The organism is Uliginosibacterium sp. 31-16 (assembly GCF_030730865.1).
In the GTDB taxonomy this organism is placed as follows: domain Bacteria; phylum Pseudomonadota; class Gammaproteobacteria; order Burkholderiales; family Rhodocyclaceae; genus Uliginosibacterium.
The window spans coordinates 88,408-108,443 of sequence record NZ_JAVALZ010000003.1; the positions used below are offsets into that span (position 1 = coordinate 88,408).

Genomic DNA, 20,036 nt, shown 5'->3' on the forward strand with positions numbered 1-20,036 from the left:
TTGGCTCTGAAAGCAACAGTCTTCAAGGCGGACGTCGGGATTGCCGATCTGGACCGCCACTATTATCAGGACCACGCTCTGGTCCTGGCCCGCCACCCCTCCGAAAACGACGAGCGCATGATGGTGCGCCTGCTCGCTTTCATGTTGAACGCTTCCGAAACCCTTGAGTTTGGTCGCGGCATCTCCACCGATGATGAGCCCGCCTTGTGGGATCGCGATCTCACTGGCTCGGTGCAGCACTGGATCGAAGTCGGCCAGCCCGACGAGCGTCTCATCCGTCGCGCCTGTGGCAAGGCCGACAAGGTCAGCGTGTACGCCTTCGGGCGCGGCGTCGATCAATGGTGGCAGAGCAATGCCGCCGCCCTGGGCAAGCAGGACAAGCTCACCGTCTGGCGTCTCACGCCGCAGGAGTGTGCCGACATGGCCAAGCTTGCCGAGCGTGGCATGAAGCTGCAATGCACGGTGCAGGATGGCCACGCGATGATCGCGGCAGATAGCGACACCCTGCACATCCAGCCGCAGCGGCTGACCGAGGAGCGTTGAGATGGAGATTGCGATTCTCGGCGCCCTCGGGCTGTTGATCCTGATGGTAGTCTGGCTTGGCCTGCGGCTGGGCAAGCAGGCGGCGACCCAGCAGACCCAGAGTGATGCGCTCATCCAGCGCATGGAGGCGGCGCAGGGCAACAGTCATCGGGCCATGCTCATCGATTTTGCCGCCGGGCTGGATCGTCTTGGGGATCGCATGATCGCCGCGCATACCGACAGTGCCGAGCGCCAGCGTGCGCTGGTGGCCGAAGAGTTGCGCGCGACGCGCGAGGCGATGCAGGCGCTGAACGTGGCCCTGCAGGGGTTGGTGACGAAGCAGGGCGGCGAGACCGCGCAGAAACTTGCCGAGCTGGCCGCCACCCTGATCGCCAGACAGGAGCAGCTCAAGACCGAGATGCTCACACAAACCCTCGAAAAACTCGCCGAAGCGGCGCGGGCCGACCGCGAGCTGCTGCAGGACGGCTTGCGCAAGGCTTCGTTGCAACAGGCTGAAACGACCGAGACGCTGACCCGCACCATGAACGAGCGGCTCGATGCAATTACCGGGGTGGTCAATCAGCGGCTCGACGAAGGCTTTGCCAAAACCAATGAGACCTTCACCAACGTGATGACGCGGCTGGCGGTGATTGACGAGGCACAGAAGAAAATCGGCGACCTGACCGTGAATGTGGTCAGCCTGCAGGAACTGCTGGGCGACAAGAAAGCGCGCGGCGCCTTCGGCGAAGTGCAGCTTGAAGCGCTGGTGCAGAATGCGCTGCCGCCGGACGCTTATGAATTCCAGTGCCAGCTCGCCAGCGGCGTGCGTGCCGACTGCATGCTGCGTTTGCCCGAGCCGACTGGTCGGGTGGCGGTGGACTCGAAGTTTCCGCTGGAGAATTACCACCGCATGTTCGAGCCGGGGCTCGCCGAAACCGACCGCAAGGCGGCCGAAAGCCTGTTCAAGCAGGACATCAAGCGGCATGTCGACGCGATTGCCGGCAAATACATCGTGGCCGGCGAAACTGCCGATGGCGCGGTGATGTTCGTGCCGGCCGAAGCCGTGTTTGCCGAGATCCACGCCTACCACCCGGATCTGGTCGGTTACGCCCAGAACAAGCGGGTATGGATCGTTTCGCCCACCACCCTGATGGCGGTGCTGAACACCGCACGCGCGGTGCTCAAGGACGTGGAAACCCGCAAGCAGATTCACCTCATCAAGGATGCCTTGGGCAAGCTCTCGAAGGACTTCGGCCTGTTTGATCAGCGCATGCAGAAGTTGGCCGACCACATCCGCCTCGCGCACAAGGATGTGGAAGATGTGCACATCTCCAGTCGCAAGATTTCCAGCCACTTCCAGAAGATCGAGAAAGTCGAGCTGGACGAGGTCACGCAGCTTCTGACCGCTCCCGACGAAGGCTAGATCTTTCAGCAGCCCCAGTTGCTCAGTCCAGGCTGGCGTTGAACACGAAAGGGACACGCACGGCGTCGCCGGCTTCGCCACTGGGCAGGCAGCGCCATTGCATGGCTGCGGCGCTGGCTTCGGCTTCAAAGTAGCCGCGCGGACTGGCTTCCACGATCTCCACGGAACGTACCCTCCCGTCAGCCTCCAGATGGAGGCGCAGCAGTACGCGTCCGTGATCGATGTCGTCATCGGATGCGCGCCGCGGGAAGATGGGTTTGATCTGCTGCGGGCAGCGCTGGCGAAGAGGCATGTCGGCCAGAGGTACCTGGCCGGACAGCGGCGCCGCGCCTGAGCCTGCAGGCAGGGTGGCGGGAGAAGTAGACGCGGCGGGCGTTCCCGGCATGCCTGCCTCGACAGGTCCGCCGGATGCGGCTTGCGGGGCAGGGGTCTGCGCTGCAAGTAGCGCGACCGGGGCTGGATGACTGGGGGCCGGTGTGGCAGCAGCACGGGCGTGTGCCGGTGGTGCCGGCGGGGGCGTGGGGTTGGTCGCCGGTGGAGCCGCCGCGGCAGCGGCAGGCGGGTTGCCATGCAGGGCCACGGCCAGCCGCTCGGGCGGAGGCGTGCGCACCCAGGGACGGGTGATGGCGGCCAGCGCGGCGAGCATGCCGAGCGTGATGGCAATCGAGACCGACCATGCGATGGGCCAGCGCAGCCAGCCGCGCTGCCACAGGGCAGGGCGATGCGGCCGGACGTGTTCGGATGGGGCAGGCAGGATGAGCATGGCAGGCGCCGAGTGTAAGATTCGGGGGCTGATAATTCCATCCTGACCGACAAGTAATTCCAGTCTGCAAGAAAATCGAGGCTTTGCCTTGCCGTGCTCCAGCTGTGTCTGCGCCCGGTCTTCGCGTCCCGTTTCATTGCAGGCTGGAAGAATCGCGCACAAGCCGGACTCCGCCATGCCCATCATTTCTGAAATTGCTGCCCGCGCAGCGACCCTGACCGAAATCCGCCGCGACATTCATGCTCACCCCGAACTGGCTTTCGAGGAGATGCGTACCGCCGATCTGGTGGCTTCGCTGATGGAGCGCTGGGGCATCGAAGTGCATCGCGGCATCGGCCAGACTGGCGTGGTGGGGGTGATCAGCAAGGGCAAGTCGGGCCGCGTCATCGGCCTGCGTGCGGACATGGATGCATTGCCCATCGAGGAGGCCAACCGCTTCTCCCATCGTTCGCGCCACCCCGGCTGCATGCACGCCTGCGGGCATGACGGGCACACCACGATGCTGCTGGGGGCTGCCGAATACCTGGCCGAACACCGCAACTTCGACGGCACCGTGGTGCTGGTGTTCCAGCCGGCCGAGGAGGGCCGCGGCGGCGCGGCGGCGATGATTGCCGACGGCTTCTTCGAGCGCTTTCCGGTCGACGCCATCTTCGGCATGCACAACTGGCCGGGCATGCCGGTCGGGCGTTTCGGCATTACGCCAGGCCCGGTGATGGCCAGCGCGGACCGCTTCGACATCCTCATCAAGGGGCACGGCGGTCACGCCGCCATGCCGCATCTGACCATCGACCCCATCGTTGCCGGGGCGGCGCTGGTCAGCGCGTTGCAGACGATTGCCGCACGCAGCATCGATCCACTGGATGGCGCGGTGGTGTCGGTCACCCAGTTTCACGCTGGCGAAGCCTACAACGCCATTCCCGGCCAGGCCTTGCTGCAGGGCACGACGCGGGCCTTGCGCCCGGCGGTGCGCGAGGCCACCTGGGCGCGCATGCAGCAGATCTGCGACGGGATCGCTGCCGCACAGGGAGTGAGCATCGAGCTCAAACGTTTCGAAGGCTATCCGCCGACCATCAACACTGTGACCGAAGCCGAGCTGTGCCGCGCCGTGGCGGGGGAGCTGGTCGGTGTGGAGCAGGTCGACTGGGCCTTGCGGCCGAGCATGGGGGCCGAGGACTTCTCGCATTTCCTGGAGCATCGCCCCGGCTGCTATGTGTGGATTGGCAACGGCCCCGGCGAAGGGGGCTGCACCTTGCATAACCAGCACTACGATTTCAACGACGACAACCTTGTGCTGGGCGCCAGCTACTGGGTGCGGCTGGTCGAAAAACTGCTGGCAGTGGGGTGAGCTCAGCGGCGCCGGACTGAGCAGACTGACGCGCCGACCGTTCGTCGGTAATGAACGGCGCGGGTGACGACAGGGCGTGCCGGAAAGCCTTGCAGCTTCTCGTTGGCGCTGCCTGTAGACCCGCTCTGCGGCTGGCTTTGCCGGCAGGATGGCTGAAGAGGCCCACCAGGCGCGGGTTTTCATCAGGTTTGCTTATAAAACCATCCCGGGATTTGATTGGGGTTTACCCTTGGTCTGTTGCACCATCATGGCGAGCGTGCGGAACCAGGGACTACCTTGCGCGCGCTGATCCTGAATGATTCATTACCCCAGTGTGCACGCCATGATCCGACGTCTTGTTTCCCTCGCCCTCATCCTGTCTTCGCTGAGCCTTGCCGCCCGTGCTGCCGATCTGGCCGCCTGGTCGCCGCAGCCTGAAGAACACCCCACCACGATTGCCCTGCAAGGCATGCTCAGCCGCGTCAAGGAAAGCATCGGCCGTTTCCAGCCGAATCTCCTGCCGGTGGCAGCGGCATCGAACCAGAACAAGCTGATTGCGGGGCTGCAAAGCGGTGAAATCGGTGTGGCCGTGCTGACGTCCAGCACTGTGTCGCGTCTGGCGCCACAGGCCAAGATGCTGGCATTGCCGTTCCTGTTCCGCGATGCGAAGCAGATGTTCAAGCAACTCGATGGCGAGGTAGGTAAGGAACTTGAGCAGGCCATGGCCGACAAGGGCATGATCGTGCTCGGCTGGTACGACGGCGGCTCGCGTTCTTTCTACATGCGCAATCGCCCGACGCGTTCGGTGAGCGATCTGGACGGACTCAAGGTGCGCATTCCCAACCGCGCTGATCTGCGCGAAACAGTCAGTTCGCTCGGCGGTCAGCCGCAGACCCTGGCCTACCACGAAGTGAATGCGGCGTTCGAGTCCGGCGCCATTGATGCGGCCGAGAACGACCTGCTGTCCTACGAAGCCGATCAACACTACAAGCGCGCCAAATTCTTCATCACCAGCAACCACGCCGTGCAATACGAAACCTTGGTGGTTTCCGCCGTGATCTGGAACAAGCTCAGCGACGCCGAGCGTGCCGGCCTGCGCGAAGCAGGGCATGATTCGGCTCTGGCCGATCGTGAAATCTGGGCCAAGCGCATGATCGCCGCGCGCACCCGTCTGGAGAAGGAAGGCGTGAAATTCATCGAGCAGCGCGACAGCACCGCCTTTGCCTCACGCGTCGCTGCCGCCTACAAGCCCTGGATGGAAAATCCGGCCACCTCGCCGCTGCTGCTCAAGCTGATGACCGCCAGGAGCTGATTCCTTTCCGGGCTTCATCGTGTTGCCGCCTGAAGGGGTACTGGCACACGGAGGACATGGCCCCGCATGCAGTCGCATGGCGGGGCTTTTTCTTGCTGCATTGCGGAACTCTTTGGCGATGAATGTATCGGAGCAGGAGTAAAATCGCGCCTTGCTCATGTTTCAAGCCTGTTCAGGCTCATCGCCCGGAGTTTTCATGATTCGTCGTTTGCTGCTGGCAGCCAGCCTTGCCCTGCCTCTTTGCTCTTTTGCCGCCTTGCCGGTCCCCCCCGAAGTAGCCGCCCGCAGTTACGCCTTGTTCGATGCACAAAGCGGTCAGACTCTTGCCGGCGCAAACGCCGATACGCGCATCGAGCCGGCCTCGCTGACCAAGCTGATGACCGCCTATCTGAGCTTCAAGGCGGTCAAGGAAGGCCGTCTCAAGGAAGATCAGCTGCTCACCCCTTCTGTGCGCGCCTGGAAGATGCAGGGCTCGCGCATGTTCGTCGACATCAAGGTGCCGGTGAGCGTTCATGAGCTTCTGCGCGGGGTGATCGTGCAGTCTGGCAACGACGCCTGTGTGGTGCTCGCCGAGGCAATTGCCGGCAGCGAGGAAGCCTTTGCCGGGATGATGAATGCCGAGGCAAAACGCCTGGGCCTGCTCAATACCAACTATGCCAACAGCACCGGCATGCCGGATCCGCAGCAGTACACCACGGCCAATGATCTGGTGAAGATTTCGCAAGCCATCATTCGTGATTTTCCCGAGTTCTACCCGATCTACTCGATCAAGCAGTTCACCTACAACAAGATCAAGCAGGACAACCGCAATCTGCTGCTCTACCGCGACCCGGATGTCGATGGCCTGAAAACCGGCCATACCGAATCGGCTGGCTACAACCTCGTGGCTACCAGCAAGCGTGGCGGGCGCCGGGTGATTTCGGTGGTGACCGGCACTACCGGCATGGAGGAGCGTGCTCGCGAGTCCGCCAAGCTGCTCGACTGGGGCCTGCTCAACTTTGAAACCCCGCGCGTGTTCAATGCGGGTCAGGAACTGCTCAAGGCGCCGGTCTACAAGGGCGCGGCGCCGGAAGTGACCGTGGGTTTGATGGCTGACCAGTACGTCAGCGTGCCACGTGGCAAGGTGGGCGAAATCCGTCAGGAAGTCACCCTGCGCAAACCGCTGATCGCGCCGCTGACTGCGGGTCAGGAAATCGGTGTGATGCGTCTGACGCTGGATGGGCAGGCGCTGGCCGAATATCCGTTGAGCGTGATGCAGGCCGTCGAGCAGGGCAGCTGGTGGCGCCGTCTGATCGACACCATCCGTTTGTGGTTCGCCTGAAATAGCGCGTGAGGTGCGGCCTGCGGGCGACACTTCACGCACGTTTTCAATCCGCCCCGGGAACGCGTCGCGAGTCATGAACTGCGCGCGCTTCCCGTTGCGGGCATCGTGTGCTGCACGCCTCTTGCATCCGTGACTACGTAGCCCCTCGTACAGCCCCGCCCCGCCTGCCTCTCCGGTCAGGCTGCCGGCACAGGTCCGCTGCACGCGGCTCTGCAGGCCCCCCTCCTGCAAACCCTTATGGCGGGCGCGTAGCGGAACAAATCGGGCTATCCTGCGGTCTGCCTGACATCTCTTTGCTTTCTCCTCACGTCTGCCCGCCATGCACACCCTCCGCCTTGCTTTCCAGATGCTGCGCCGCGACCTGCGCGCCGGTGAACTCAGCCTGCTGGGGATCGCCCTCTTTGTGGCGGTGCTGGCGCTGACCAGTGTCAGCTTCGTCACCGGGCGTGTCGAACAGGCGCTGGCGCGTGATGCTACCCAGCTGCTCGGTGCCGACGCGCTGATCTCGGCGGATCATTCCGTGCCCGCGAGCATTGAAGCCGAAGCTGCGCGGCTGGGCCTGCGCATGGCGCACAGCATCACTTTCAACAGCATGGCCACGACCGAAGCCGGCGCCCAGCTGGCTGCCGTCAAGGCCATCGAGGCCGGACACCCGCTGCGCGGCAGCCTGCTGATCGCCAATCAGCCCGGCGAGCCGGGGCGCGAGGCCGGGCGCATCCCGGTGCGGGGCGAAACCTGGGTTGATGAGCAATTGCTCAACACGCTGCAACTCAAGCCCGGCGACATGCTGGAGCTCGGTTACCTGAAGCTGCGCATCGGCGCACTGGTGACTTACGAATCCGACCGCGGCATGGGCTTTTCGAGCTTCTCGCCACGCGTGCTGATCAATGCGGCCGATCTGCCGGCCAGTGGCTTGCTCGTTGAAGGCAGTCGTGCGCGCTATCGCCTGCTGCTGGCGGGTGATCTGCCGGTCGTGAAGGCCTTCGAAGCCTGGGCCAAGCCAAAGCTTGGGCGCGGTGAAGAACTTGAAAGTCTCGACAACGCGCGTCCCGAGCTGCGCAGCGGGCTGGACCGCGCCGGCCGCTTCCTGCGTCTGACCGCCATGCTTGCCGTGGTGCTGGCCGCAGTGGCCATCGGTCTGTCGGCACGGCGCTATCTCATGCGCCATCTGGATGGTGCGGCAGTGATGCGCTGCGTCGGTGCGCGGCGTGGCCAGCTGCTGGCCCTTTATCTCTACGAATTCCTTGGCTTTGCAGTGCTGGTTTCCGCATTCGCCTGCCTTGCCGGCTTCGGCGTGCAGGCGGTGCTGGCGCAACTCGCCCTGAGCCTCGTAAAAACCGCCTTGCCTGCGCCGGGCTGGCTGCCGGTGCTGCACGGCCTGCTCGTCGGCTTGGTGCTCACGCTGGGCTTCGTGCTGCCGCAACTCCTGCGTCTGACCGGCGTGCCGCCGATCCGCGCGCTGCGCCGCGAATGGGGCGAGATGGGCGCGGGCAGTTCCGCCTTGTGGGCCATCGGTGCCGCCGCGCTGGCCGGCCTGCTGCTGTGGATGGCAGGCGACTGGAAACTGGGGCTGGCGGTGGTCGGCGGCTTCAGCGTGGCGATTGCACTGTTCGTGGGTGTGGCCTGGCTGCTGCTGGGGCTTTTGGGGCGAACCCGGGCGATGTCGGTCAGCTGGGGCTTGCGCTATGGCATCGCCGCCTTGTACCGGCGCCGCGCCAGCAGCGTGATCCAGGTCGTTGCCCTGGCGTTGGGCCTGGCCTGCATCCTGCTGCTCGGGCTGGTCAGCCAGGATCTGCTGGCCGGCTGGCGCAAGCAGCAGGCGCCGGATGCGCCAAACCGTTTTGTCATCGGCATCCAGCCCGAGCAGCGTGTGCCGCTGGCTGACACACTGGTCAGAAACGGTCTGCCGGCGAATCTGCAGCCGATGATTCGCGGGCGCCTGATGAGCATCAACGGCCGCCCCGTGTCGGCCAGCGACTACCCGGAAGAGCGCGCGCGCAATCTGGTCGAGCGCGAATTCAACCTGTCGCAAGGCAGCGCCTTCCCTGCCGGTAACACGATTGTCAGCGGTGCCTGGCATGGCGAGGCGAAGGAGCCGGTGTTCTCGATGGAGCAGGGCGTGGGCAAGACGCTGGGCATCCAGCAGGATGATCGTGTCGAGTTCCAGATAGCCGGCCAGCGTGTAAGTGGCCGCGTGGGCAGCGTGCGCAAGCTGGATTGGGATTCCATGCGCGTGAATTTCTTCTTCATCGCCGCGCCCGGCCTGCTCGACCAGATGCCAGCCAGCTATATCACCAGCTTCCATCTCGCGCCGGAAAAAACCGGCGTGGTGCGCGAGCTGGTGGGAGCTTTCCCGAATATCAATGTCATTGATGTGGCTGCCGTGCTGGCGCAGATCGAGAGCTTCGCCGGCCGGCTGGCGAGCATGGTCCAGTTCGTCTTCGCTTTTGCGCTCTGCGCCGGCATCATCGTGCTGCTCGCCGCCCAGCAAAGCACGCACGACGAGCGCAGCTACGAGATCGCCATCCTGCGTGCCTTGGGCGCTCGCAATCATCAGGTGCGCAGTGCGCTGCTGGCCGAATTCGCCGCGCTGGCCGGGCTCGCCGTGCTGCTCGCCGGTCTTGCCGCGCTGGGCATCGGCTGGGGGCTGGCGCATTTCGTATTTGAAATGGATTTCGCCCCAAGGCTGGGCCTGCTTGCGCTGAGTGGCGTGGCCGCGCTGGCCGTGATCGTCGGCTTCGGCTGGCTGGGCGTGCGCGGCGTGTTGCGCCAGCCTGCGCTGGAAGGGATTCGTGCCGCTTTGTAAGGGAGTCAAATGAGTTCGATACTGATCGCGGCTGGGCGTGCCCTGCGCAGCCTTACCGAACCCGGTGTGCTCTGGCACCTGCTGTGGCCCGCGCTGCTCTCTGCCCTGGTGTGGGTCGTGCTGGGGGCTCTGTTCATCGACGATCTGGCTGCAGCGGGCGAGGCCTTGCTGCCGGGCCTGCCGCTGCTGGGGAAATGGTTTGTGGCCGGTGGCGCCTGGGCGCATCTGGCGGTGAGTGGTCTGCTGCAGATACTCTTGTGGCTTCTGCTGCTGCCGCTGATCTATGCCAGTGCCTTGCTCTTGATCGCCACGGTGGCCCTGCCGCTGATGCTGGAGCGGGTGTCGGCGCGTGATTATGCCGGGCTGCAGCGTCGCGCCGGCGGCTCGCAATGGGGCAGCCTGCGCACCAGTTTGCAGGCCGCGCTGTCCTTCATCGTCTTGCTGCTGCTGAGCCTGCCGCTGTGGCTGATTCCCGGCGCCGGGCTGGTGATTTCGGTGCTGCTTTCGGCGCGCCTGAACCAGCGCTGCTTCAGCTACGACGCGCTGATGAATCACGCCGACGCCGATGAGCTGGTATTGCTGCCGCAGCGCTGCAAGACGGATCTGCGCCTGCTGGGCATCTGTGCAGGGGTGCTGGCTTTCGTGCCGGTCCTGAACTTCGTGGTGCCGGCCTGGAGCGGTTTGAGCTTCGTGCATTACCTGCTGGAGGCGCTGCGCCGCGAGCGGGCACGGCCGCTGAAAGACATTCCACAGGAGTAAAAGCATGGCATTCGGCGCAATCATCATCGGCGATGAAATCCTCTCCGGGCGGCGGCAGGATAAACATTTGAGCAAGCTGATCGAGCTGCTGGCGGTGCGTGGCTTGCAGCTCTCCTGGGCACGCTATTGCGGTGACGAGCGCCCACGCTTGATCGAGCTGCTGCAGCAGAGCATGGCGACCGGCGACATCGTTTTTTCCTTCGGCGGTATCGGTGCCACGCCGGATGATCACACGCGGCAGTGCGCGGCCGCTGCGGCGGGCGTGGAACTGGCCCTGCATCCGGACGCGGAAGCAGCGATCCGCGCGCGGTTTGGTGCCGAGACTACGCCGCTGCGCCTGCGTCTGGGGGAATTTCCGGTGGGCAGCCGGATCATTCCGAATCCCTACAACCGCATTCCCGGCTTCGCGCTGGGCACGCACCACTTCCTGCCGGGTTTCCCGGAGATGGCCTGGCCAATGGTGGAGTGGGTGCTGGACAACTGGTTCGCCGGATTGCATCACACCCGGCCGCACAGCGAGGAGTCGATTCTTGTGTTCGAGGCCCGCGAAGGCGAGCTGATCAGCTTCATGGAGGCGTTGGAGGCGCAGCACGCGGTGACGATCTTCAGTCTGCCCAGCCTGAGTACGCCGAGCCAGCGCGGCCACATCGAGCTGGGCGCCAAGGGTGAGCCCGCCGTGGTGGCGGCGGTGATGGGCGAGATTCGCGCCGAGATGACGCGGCGCGGCTTCGAGTGGGCGGCGGCGCAGGATACGCGGCCGGCGGCCTGATTTTTATCGATCAGTCTGGAGAGCCGCTTCCGGCGGGCTTGTACGGGCAGGGGTGCTGGAAAGGTGCGCCGGTGGCGGGTTTTACGGCATGCATGCCGCAAATGCTTGTCAGAGGCTGGTCTTGGGGTAGCGCCGCCTTTTTCGCCTTTTATGTTCCTGCCCGCTCTGCCGCGGTGCTTTCCAGCTGGGTCTTGAGCTGGGGCCAGAGCAGTTCAAGGCTTTGCATGTCCTGCTGGTCGGCGTTGGCTTCGAGGACGGTGGCGAGCTCCAGCAGGTGGGTGTCGCCGGTGTAGTGGGCGCCGCCGCGAATGCTGTGGAACTGGCGGGCCAGCGTGACGAAATCGGCAGCGCTCAGTGCGCGCTCGATGTCGCTGATGCGGCTGGGCAGTTCGGCGTCGAACATGGCCCGCAGATGGGTCTGGAAATCACCCTTGCGGCTGCCCGGGGTGTAGCTGCCGTCCGTTTTCCCGAGTTTGCCGGCTTCATTCTGGCGTGCGATGTGGGCGGCCAGCATGGCGTGCAGCTTGCGCTCTTCGATGGGCTTGGTGAGGAAGTCGTTCATGCCGGCGGCGAGGTAGCTCTGGCGGTCTTCCTCGCTGGCGTTGGCGGTCAGCGCGATGATGGGGATCTGCGGGTTGCGCACCTGCAGGCCCTCCACGCCGCCAGCCCGGATGGCGCGAGCGGCCTCGCCGCCGTCCATGCGTGGCATGCGCCCGTCCATGAGGACCAGATCGTAGTCGCGTTGCGCCAGCGCGGCGACGGTGTCCAGTCCGTCTTCGACGATGTCGACGTGGTGCCCCATCTCTTCGAGCAGATTCTGGATGATGAGCTGATTGGTGGGCGAATCTTCGGCACACAGGATGCGCAGTTCGCGGCTGTGGCGATCCAGCGGCGCCAGTGAGCTAGCGGTTTTCTGGCGGCTGATCGGCATGGGCAGGGCGAAGATGAAACTGCTGCCGACGCCGAGCGTGCTCTTCACGCTGATCTTGCCGCCCATGGCTTCGACCAGTTGCCGGCAGATGGCCAGCCCCAGACCGGTGCCGCCGTATTTGCGCGTGGTCGAGCTGTCGGCCTGCTGGAATTGCTGGAACAGGCGTGGCAATACGTCGGCGGCAATGCCGATGCCGGTGTCTTCCACGGTGAAGCGCACCGTGCACAGTTCGGCGGTGTTGATCACGTTCTCGACCCGCACGCAGATCTCGCCGTGTTCGGTGAATTTGAGGGCGTTGCCCACCAGATTCATCAGGATCTGGCGCAGGCGGGTCGGGTCGCCGCGCACGCCTGGCGGTAGGGCCGGGTCGAACTCCAGGCGGAACTGCAGGCTGTGGGCCTGGGCGTGTTCGTGGAAAACCTGCAGCGCTTCGCTGACGATGTCGCGCAGATCGAAGTCGATATTTTCCAGACTGAGCTGACCGGCTTCGATTTTCGAGAAGTCGAGGATGTCGTTGATGATCGCCAGCAGGTGCTCGGCGTTGGCCAGACAGATCATCAGCTTGTCGTGAGCGCTGGCGTTCAGGGTTTCCTTGCGCAAGGTGATGCGCAGCATGCCGATCAGGCCGTTCAGCGGCGTGCGGATCTCATGGCTCATGCTGGCCAGAAACACGGACTTGGCTTCGCTGGCCCGCGCGGCGCGCTCCTCGGCCTCGCGCCAGCTGGTGATGTTGAAGTTGGCGCCGACGATGACCGGATGGCCTTCGGCATCGATGCTGCTGCGTTTGGAGATCAGGCGGTAGGTTTCCTTGCCGGTCACCGAATGACGGCGTTTCTCTTCCTTGAGAATGGTGTCGCCCGCCAGAACCTGGCGGTCTTCGGCGTAGACCATCTGCACGTGTTCGTCTTCGGCGCGGAACATCTCCGGAGTGGCGCCGATCAGCTCGGCAGCGGGGCGCTGCTGATCCTGCGCGAAGGCCTCGTTGACCATGATGTAGCGGCTGGCGGCGTCCTTCACGTACATCGGCTGCGGGATCACGTCGATGAGGCGCTGGGTGAAATTCTGCACGCGCTCGCGCAGCTCGCGTTCGCGCTGCAAGGCCCGCTGCAGGCCGCGCTCGGCAATCTTCCAGCGGGTCAGATCGAAATGCGCACCGACGATGACGGGCTGACCGGAGGTGTCGGTGGACATGCGTTTGGAGACGATGCGGAAAACCTCTTTTCCGGTGAGCGGGTGGGTGCTGTGCTGTTCCTTGAGGACTTCACTGCCCGCAAGCACCTCAGTATCTTCGCGGACCGACGTTTCGCGTGCCTCCGGGTCGTTGGAGAGTTCGCGTGCGGTCAGTCCGAGGATGGCCTCCTGCGGCTTGCCGCGTTCGGCCGCAAAGGCCGCATTGACCATGATGTAGTGACCCGCCGCATCTTTTACGTACACCGGGTCGGGAATCATGTCGAGGATGCGCTGGATGAAGACCCGCGTGTCCTGGTGGAAGGATTTTTCGCGTTCCAGGGCGGCCTGCAGTTCGTGTTCGGCGCGCCGCCAGGGGGTGATGTCGAAATTGGCGCCGACGATGACGGTCTGCCCTTCGGTATCCTCGCAGGCGCGTTTGCTGATGATGCGGAAGCGCTCCTGGCCGGTGTCCGGATGGGGGATGTGTTCTTCCTTGTACACATCCTGTCCGCTCAGGACGCGTGCATCTTCGGCCTGTACCCGGTCGGATGCGTCGGTCGTGGCCCAGGCGCGGTGGTTCAGCAGTTCCTGCATCGAGCGGCCGCGTTCGCGGGCGAAGGCTTCATTGACCAGCAGGTAATAGCCGTCTGGCTTGCGCACATATACCGGGCTGGGAATCACGTCGATCAGGCGCTGGGTGAAGGCTTGCACGCGCTCGCGCAGATTGCGTTCGCGCTCGGCGGCGGCAGCCAGATCGTGCTGCGCCTGACGCAGCTCGGTGATGTCGAAATGCGATCCGACGATGACCGGCGTGCCCCCGGCATCCAGGCAGGTCCCCTTGGTGATGATGCGGAAGACCTCCTGACGGGTGATGACATGGGTCTTGTGCTCTTCTTTCCACAGCGGCGTGCCCGCCATCACAGCCTGGTCTTCTTCGTATTGCTGGCGCACCGATTCCGGGTAGCCTGGGGCGATGCCGTTGCTGCCCACCAGTTCTTCCCGCGAACGCCCCTTGTCGCGGATGAAGGCTTCGTTGACCAGCAGGTAGCTGCTCTCGCTGTCTTTGAGATAAACCGGATGCGGAATGACATCCAGCACGCGCTGGAAGAAAGCGTGAGTGGCGCGATGGGCAGCCTGTTCCGCCTTCAGGGCCATCTGACCCTGCCGTGATTGCCGCTGCAGGATCAGCAGGGCGGGCAGTACGCAGACCGCCACGCAGATGAGGAGTGCCAGCCATGTCGGCGGGGCGAGCAGCAGCAAGCCGCTGACCGTGCCGGCAACACAGGCTGACCACAGCAGAAGGGCACGCAAGGGACTGTTCATGTTCTCCGGGTGAGGCGGGCTGCACGCCCAGGCGTGGGTGCTGACTTGATTCTACGGCAGTCGGGAGCCAGTCGCCCTCAGGGGAAACAGAAGTTTTGAAAGCGTCTGGTGAGGTCTGGTCAGAGGCTCTGGATAAGGGGTGTCCGGAGCCCCGCTCCCGGTGTTCTTCTTCGGGCAGGTGTGCGCAAGAGTGGCGTGAATGGCGGGTCTCGCGGCATGCTGGCTGGAGATCCTTGTTGGAAGCGGCTCTTGGGGCATGCCGCCAGTGCCGCTGTTCAACCCTCCAGCAGCTCGATGGTCCGGGTCAGCGCCGCGTGAAGCTGAGCTTCGCGAATGGGCTTGGTGAGGTAATCATCCATGCCGCTGGCCAGATATTGTTCGCGGTCTTCGTTGCTGGCGTTGGCCGTCAGGGCCACGATGCGGACGGCCGGATTGCGCACCGGAGCGTCGGGCAGGCCGCCGGTGCGGATGGCGCGGGTGGCGTCGGCGCCGTCCATTTCGGGCATGCGTCCGTCCATGAGCACCAGATCGTAATCTTTCCCGGCCAGGGCATGGATAGCGGCCAGACCAGATTCGACCATGTCGACGCTGTGGCCCATCCTGAGCAGCTGGGTGCGGATGATGAGCTGATTGACGCGGACATCCTCGGCGCACAGCACATGCAGCTTGCGCTGATGCGGCGGCAATTCAGCGTTGATTGCGGCGGGTGGGGCCTGGCCGGGCGCCAGCTGCAGGTCGAATTCAAACGTGCTGCCTGCTCCCGGAGTGCTGAACACGCTGATCCGGCCGCCCATGGCCTCGACGAGCTGGCGGCAGATGGCGAGCCCCAGGCCGGTGCCGCCAAAGCGCCGGGTGGTGGAGGTGTCAGCCTGCTGGAACATCTGGAACAGTTTCGGAATTTCTTCCGCAGCGATGCCGATGCCGGTGTCACGGATGCTGAAGAGCACCTGCTGGCGCCCGTTGCACGGCGGATTGGCGCGGACACCAACGCTGATCTCGCCCTGTTCGGTGAATTTGAGGGCATTACCGATCAGGTTGATCAGCACCTGACGGATACGCGTCGGGTCACCGCACACGTGTTGCGGGATCTGCGGGTCCAGCTCCAGGGTCAGGTGCAGGGCGCGTTGTTCGGCCTGTTCGCGGAAGCTCTGCAGCACCTCGCGAACCGTCGCCTGCAGGTCGAAATCGATCTGCTCCAGCTGCAGCTGGCCGGCTTCGATCTTCGAGAAATCGAGGATGTCGCTGATGATGGCCAGCAGCGATTCCGCGCTGGACAGGCCGGTTTCCAGTCGCTCGCGGGTTGCCGGCTCCAGTGTCCGGTCCGTGATGGCAAGTTGCAGCATGCCGATCACGCCGGACAGCGGCGTGCGGATTTCGTGGCTCATGGCTGCCAGGAACTGCGACTTGGCGGCGCTGGCATGCTGCCAGCGCAACTCGGCTTCGCGCCAGGCGGTGATGTCGAAATTCGCGCCGACGATGACCGGGTGACCATCCGCATCTTCGCAGCTGCCCTTGGAGATGAAACGGTACACGTCTGCGCCGGTCACCGGATGCTTCATGCATTCTTCCTTGGCAATGACCAGTCCGTTGAGGATTTCCAGGTCTTCATCCACAACGCGCCGGGCATGTGCCGGGTCTTTGGACAGATCGAAGGGAGACTTGCCGATCAGCTGTTCGGCGCTGAGCAGACGATGCTCGCAGAAGGACTGGTTGACCAGCAGATAGCGGCTGTTGGCATCCTTCACGTAGACCGGTTGCGGGATCACGTCGACGAAGCGCTGCATGTAGGTCTGGGTGCGCTGGCGCTGGGCAACTTCGCGCTCCAGGGATTCCTGCATGCGGATCTCGGCCTGGCGCAGGCGGGTGATGTCGAAGTGCGCACCGATGACCAGAGGCTTGCCATCGGGAGCGTGGCACAGGCGTTTGGACACCAGGCGGAAGCACTCTTCGCCGGTCACCGGATAGGCTGTGTGCTGTTCCTTGGAAACGATGCCGCCTTTCAGGACTTCGGCATCCTCACTCGAGATCAGACTGGAGGCCTGCGGGTTCGGCGAGAGATCGTAAGAACTCAGGCCGATGATTTCGCTGGCCGGGCGGCGGCGCTCCTCGGCGAATGCGTGGTTGACCCACAGGAAACGGGCCTGCGCATCCTTGATGTAGATCGGTTCGGGAATCGCGTCGATCAGGCGCTGGATGAAATCATGCACCTCGGCCGATTCGACAGATTTGGCCTTGCGGGTCTGGCGCGCCAGGCGCAGGCCGGGCAGCACCAGCGCGCCCGCCCCCGTGAGGCACAGCGCCAGCAGCGGCGGCAGGCCCAGCAGGTGGATGCCGCCAGCCAGTAGCAGGGCGATTGAAAAAGACAGGGCAAGCCAGGGCCATTCCGTTTTCATGTCTGGGCAGCAGGCTGGTTGAGGGGGAGGGGGCGTTGCAACTGTTCGCTGGTGCGCCTCAACAGCTCTTCGAGGCGCGCTTCATCAATCGGCTTGGTCAGGAAATCGTTCATGCCGGCAGCCAGATATTCGTCGCGATCTTCCATGCTGGCATTGGCGGTGAGTGCAATGATCGGGATGCCGGGGTTGCGCACGTTCATGCCCGGCAGGCCGCCCTGGCGGATGGAGCGGGTGGCGTCTGCGCCATCCATTTCAGGCATGCGACCATCCATCAGCACCAGATCGAAATCCGTTTCAGAGAGGGCCTGAACGGCCGCGATGCCGTCTTCGGCAAAGCTGACCACATGCCCCATGTTTTCCAGCATGGCGCGGATGATCATCCTGTTGATGGCCGAGTCTTCGGCGCACAGGATGTTCAGGTGCTGCGCGGTGCGCGGCGCAGCGTGCGTTGCCGGAGGCTCGGCCGCACTGCCGGCAAGCAGCGGCAGGGTGAAGCGGAAGGTGGTGCCGACGCCTTCTTCGCTTTGCACGCCGATCACGCCGCCCATGGCTTCCACCAGCTGACGGCTGATGGCCAGCCCCAGCCCGGTGCCGCCGAATTTGCGCGCGGTGGCGGTATCGACCTGCTGGAATTTCTGGAACAGGCGACCCAGTGCTTCGGGCGGGATGCCCATGCCGGTGTCACGCACGGCAAAGGCGATACGCCCATCGCCTTCGTCATGGTCGACGTCAACGATGACTGTGATGCGCCCGCTCTGGGTGAACTTGATTGCATTGCCGATCAGATTGGTGAGCACCTGACGGATGCGTACCGGGTCGCCCTTGACCCAGCATGGGACCTGCGGGCCCATGTCCAGACCGAAGCGCAGGCCTTTGCTCTGCGCGGTGTGACGCATGATCCGGGTGGTGTCGTCGAGCAGCTTGTGCAGGTCCAGATCGATCTGCTCGATCTTGAGCTGACCCGCCTCGATCTTCGAGAAATCCAGAATGTCATTGATGATGCCCAGCAGCGACTCGGCGCTGGATAGCCCGGTCTCCAGATAGTTGCGGGTGCTGTCGGACAGTGTTGTGTCACGCATGGCCAGACGCAGGGTGCCGATCACGCCGGAGATCGGCGTGCGGATCTCATGGCTCATGTTGGCGAGGAAGGCTGATTTGGCCGAGTTGGCGCTCTCGGCGGCTTCCTTGGCCTGTTGCCAGCGGGCTTCTGCCTCGCGCAGCGAGGTGATGTCGGAGAGCACACCGATGCGCACCGGCTCATTTTCGGCGCCTTCGCTGATCGTATCGAAGAGCACGAAATGCCGGATCTGGCCCATCTCGGTGGGCAGGCTCAGACTGCGGTGATGGATCTGCATATCCTGACGGTTGCGGGGCAGATCTTCGAGTGGAATTGTCTCGGGCAGCGGCGGCAGGCCCATGCCTGTGCTGCTTGCCCCGATCAGGCGTTCTGCCGGAGTGCCGAGCAGGCGTGCGAGGGCACGGTTCACCATCACGAACTGGCCGTGCAGGTTTTCGACAAAAAGTGGCGTGGGCAGTGCATCGAATACGGCCTGCAGGAAATCCAGCAGGCGGGTCTGGTTCTGCAGGGCGCTTTGCAACGCATTCTCGGCCCGGCGCCAGGGGGTGATGTCGAAGTTGGCGCCGACGATGACCGTTTGCCCGTCGGCATCCAGACAGGATGTCTTGGAAATCACACGGAAAGAGTCCTGCCCGGAGTAAGGATGCACGATGTGCTCTTCCTTGCTCACCACTGCGCCGTCGATGATCTGCTGGTCTTCGCGCTTGACCAGGGCTGCATAGTCCGGCGTGGCGCCGAGCTCTTCCGGCGTGCGGCCGAGGAGTTCAAAGGCGGCTTTGCCACTGTCCCGGACCATGGCTTCATTGACCATGAGGTAGCGGCTGGCGGCATCCTTCACATAAACCGGCTGCGGGATCACGTCGATCAGGCGCTGGTTGAAGGCCTGGGTGTTCTGGCGCAGGGCCTGTTCGCGTGCCAGGGCTGCCTGCAGTTCGCGTTCGGCAAGCTTCCACTGCGTGATGTACAGGTGCGCGCCCACGACCACCGCATGACCGTCGGCATCCACGCAGCGACGCTTGCGCACGATGCGGAAACATTCTTCACCGCTCACCGGCAGGGTGGTGTGCTGCTCCTTGTTGACCTCGCCGCCGGCCAGCACAGCCAGATCCTCGCGCGCGGCCAGTGCAGCAGAGTCGGTATCGCTGGCGAGATCATCCGAGGTCAGGCCGAGCAGGCTGGCCTGCGGGCGGCCGCGTTCGCGCGCGAAGGCCTCGTTAACCATCACGAAACGGCGATTCTCGTCTTTCACGTAGACCGGATCAGGGATCACGTCGATCAGGCGCTGGACGAAATCCTGCACGCGCTGACGCAGGTTGCTCTCGCGCTGCAACGCATCCTGCAAACCATCCTCGGTCTGCAGCCAGTGGGTGGTGTTCAGGTTGCAGCCGACGATGATGGCGCTGCCGTCGGGAAGGTGGCACAGGGTCTTGCTTACCCGCAGGTGACGCTCCCGCCCGGTGACCGGATTGGGTTCATGCACTTGCTTGATGGCCGGTTCGCCCGCCAGCACGCGCTGGTCTTCGGCGCGTACCCGGGCGCCGTATTCCTGGCCAAAGACTTCCTCCGGGCTGTGCTGGATGATCTGTTCTGCCCTCAGGTCATGCTCGGTCAGAAAAGCCTGGTTGACCAGCATGTAGCGGCTGCTCCGGTCCTTCAGATAGACCGGCTCGGGGATCAGGTCCAGTACCGTCTGCAGGCTCGTCCAGACATCGTCCGCCGGCCGGCGGCGGAGCACCGCCAGCAGCAGGGGCGCCAGCGCCGCACCCGTGCCCAGCAGCAGTGCAGGAGCAGGTGCCAGCCCGAGCCCCAGTGCCAGTGCGCCGCCCAGCGTGGCACCGGCAGCGGCCTGAAGCAGGCGGAGCAGATCGATATTCATGGGTTCGGAAAACCTTGTGCGCAAAGTCGGGTCATCTTTCTGCTTATCGGCAGGAGGCGGCCCGGTCTTGACCACTGCGGGGCCAATCCATGCTGCCCGGAAGGGTTGTTACTCGCAGATGACGGAAGTATCTGAAGAGCCGCGTCCGGCGGCCCTGAGCCGGCTGGCATGCCGGAGAAGCCCGCCAGTCAAGCGTCTTGCGGCATATGTGCTGGAAAGTCTTGCCCGAAGCGGCTTCCGGAGCATGCCTGCGGACCTTTCCT

General features: G+C 64.2%; 12 protein-coding genes. 8 read left to right on the top strand and 4 right to left on the bottom strand.

What is annotated here, in order from left to right; all coding sequences use genetic code 11:
- Positions 1–543 carry a YaeQ family protein gene (locus Q9Q94_RS12325; RefSeq protein WP_305980381.1) on the top strand — a complete coding sequence of 181 codons (543 nt, stop codon included), beginning with the start codon at positions 1–3 and terminating at the stop codon, positions 541–543.
- A 1-nt stretch (position 544) separates the two neighbouring features.
- The gene (gene rmuC / locus Q9Q94_RS12330) at positions 545–1,945 is read left to right on the top strand and encodes a DNA recombination protein RmuC (protein ID WP_305980382.1); all 1,401 of its coding nucleotides are present in this window, start codon (positions 545–547) and stop codon (positions 1,943–1,945) included.
- Positions 1,946–1,967: 22 nt separating this feature from the next.
- Here the strand turns inward: rmuC and Q9Q94_RS12335 are convergent, their stop codons facing one another.
- Positions 1,968–2,708: an energy transducer TonB gene (locus Q9Q94_RS12335; RefSeq protein WP_305980383.1), complete on the bottom strand. Its 741-nt coding sequence runs from the start codon at positions 2,706–2,708 to the stop codon at positions 1,968–1,970.
- 175 nt (positions 2,709–2,883) lie between these two features.
- Between Q9Q94_RS12335 and Q9Q94_RS12340 the strand changes: the two genes are divergently transcribed.
- The 6 genes from Q9Q94_RS12340 (at position 2,884) to Q9Q94_RS12365 (ending at position 11,002) form a co-directional block, all read left to right on the top strand.
- Entirely contained in the window at positions 2,884–4,053 is a 1,170-nt protein-coding gene (locus Q9Q94_RS12340; protein WP_305980384.1) for a M20 aminoacylase family protein, read from the top strand.
- Positions 4,054–4,375: 322 nt separating this feature from the next.
- The gene (gene dctP / locus Q9Q94_RS12345; protein ID WP_305980385.1) at positions 4,376–5,344 is read left to right on the top strand and encodes a TRAP transporter substrate-binding protein DctP; all 969 of its coding nucleotides are present in this window, start codon (positions 4,376–4,378) and stop codon (positions 5,342–5,344) included.
- Between the two features lie 196 nt (positions 5,345–5,540).
- Complete coding sequence (locus Q9Q94_RS12350) at positions 5,541–6,665, top strand: D-alanyl-D-alanine carboxypeptidase family protein (protein WP_305980386.1); 1,125 nt, start codon at positions 5,541–5,543, stop codon at positions 6,663–6,665.
- Between the two features lie 322 nt (positions 6,666–6,987).
- Positions 6,988–9,474, top strand: a complete 2,487-nt coding sequence (locus Q9Q94_RS12355) for an ABC transporter permease (RefSeq protein ID WP_305980387.1) — start codon at positions 6,988–6,990, stop codon at positions 9,472–9,474.
- A gap of 9 nt (positions 9,475–9,483) precedes the next feature.
- Positions 9,484–10,233 (top strand): EI24 domain-containing protein, encoded by a 750-nt coding sequence (locus Q9Q94_RS12360; RefSeq protein WP_305980388.1) that lies wholly within the window; start codon positions 9,484–9,486, stop codon positions 10,231–10,233.
- A 4-nt stretch (positions 10,234–10,237) separates the two neighbouring features.
- Positions 10,238–11,002 (top strand): molybdopterin-binding protein, encoded by a 765-nt coding sequence (locus Q9Q94_RS12365; protein ID WP_305980389.1) that lies wholly within the window; start codon positions 10,238–10,240, stop codon positions 11,000–11,002.
- Between the two features lie 148 nt (positions 11,003–11,150).
- On the opposite strand, the gene Q9Q94_RS12370 is transcribed toward Q9Q94_RS12365, so the two are convergent.
- The 3 genes from Q9Q94_RS12370 to Q9Q94_RS12380 all read right to left on the bottom strand — a co-directional run bounded on the left by Q9Q94_RS12370 (position 11,151) and on the right by Q9Q94_RS12380 (position 19,773).
- The gene (locus tag Q9Q94_RS12370; RefSeq protein WP_305980390.1) at positions 11,151–14,426 is read right to left on the bottom strand and encodes a PAS domain-containing protein; all 3,276 of its coding nucleotides are present in this window, start codon (positions 14,424–14,426) and stop codon (positions 11,151–11,153) included.
- 275 nt (positions 14,427–14,701) lie between these two features.
- On the bottom strand, positions 14,702–16,819 hold the full coding sequence (locus Q9Q94_RS12375) for an ATP-binding protein (protein WP_305980391.1): 2,118 nt from the start codon (positions 16,817–16,819) through the stop codon (positions 14,702–14,704).
- Complete coding sequence (locus tag Q9Q94_RS12380; RefSeq protein ID WP_305980392.1) at positions 16,816–19,773, bottom strand: PAS domain-containing protein; 2,958 nt, start codon at positions 19,771–19,773, stop codon at positions 16,816–16,818. The genes Q9Q94_RS12375 and Q9Q94_RS12380 overlap by 4 nt, the downstream gene beginning before the upstream one ends.
- Positions 19,774–20,036 lie beyond the last annotated feature (263 nt).

Bases quoted from the DNA above. Each gene is read 5' to 3' on its own strand.
- rmuC (WP_305980382.1), top strand. From the start codon at position 545: ATGGAGATTGCGATTCTCGGCGCCCTCGGGCTGTTGATCCTGATGGTA.
- Q9Q94_RS12335 (WP_305980383.1), bottom strand. From the start codon at position 2,708: ATGCTCATCCTGCCTGCCCCATCCGAACACGTCCGGCCGCATCGCCCT.
- Q9Q94_RS12340 (WP_305980384.1), top strand. From the start codon at position 2,884: ATGCCCATCATTTCTGAAATTGCTGCCCGCGCAGCGACCCTGACCGAA.
- dctP (WP_305980385.1), top strand. From the start codon at position 4,376: ATGATCCGACGTCTTGTTTCCCTCGCCCTCATCCTGTCTTCGCTGAGC.
- Q9Q94_RS12350 (WP_305980386.1), top strand. From the start codon at position 5,541: ATGATTCGTCGTTTGCTGCTGGCAGCCAGCCTTGCCCTGCCTCTTTGC.
- Q9Q94_RS12355 (WP_305980387.1), top strand. From the start codon at position 6,988: ATGCACACCCTCCGCCTTGCTTTCCAGATGCTGCGCCGCGACCTGCGC.
- Q9Q94_RS12360 (WP_305980388.1), top strand. From the start codon at position 9,484: ATGAGTTCGATACTGATCGCGGCTGGGCGTGCCCTGCGCAGCCTTACC.
- Q9Q94_RS12365 (WP_305980389.1), top strand. From the start codon at position 10,238: ATGGCATTCGGCGCAATCATCATCGGCGATGAAATCCTCTCCGGGCGG.
- Q9Q94_RS12370 (WP_305980390.1), bottom strand. From the start codon at position 14,426: ATGAACAGTCCCTTGCGTGCCCTTCTGCTGTGGTCAGCCTGTGTTGCC.
- Q9Q94_RS12375 (WP_305980391.1), bottom strand. From the start codon at position 16,819: ATGAAAACGGAATGGCCCTGGCTTGCCCTGTCTTTTTCAATCGCCCTG.
- Q9Q94_RS12380 (WP_305980392.1), bottom strand. From the start codon at position 19,773: ATGAATATCGATCTGCTCCGCCTGCTTCAGGCCGCTGCCGGTGCCACG.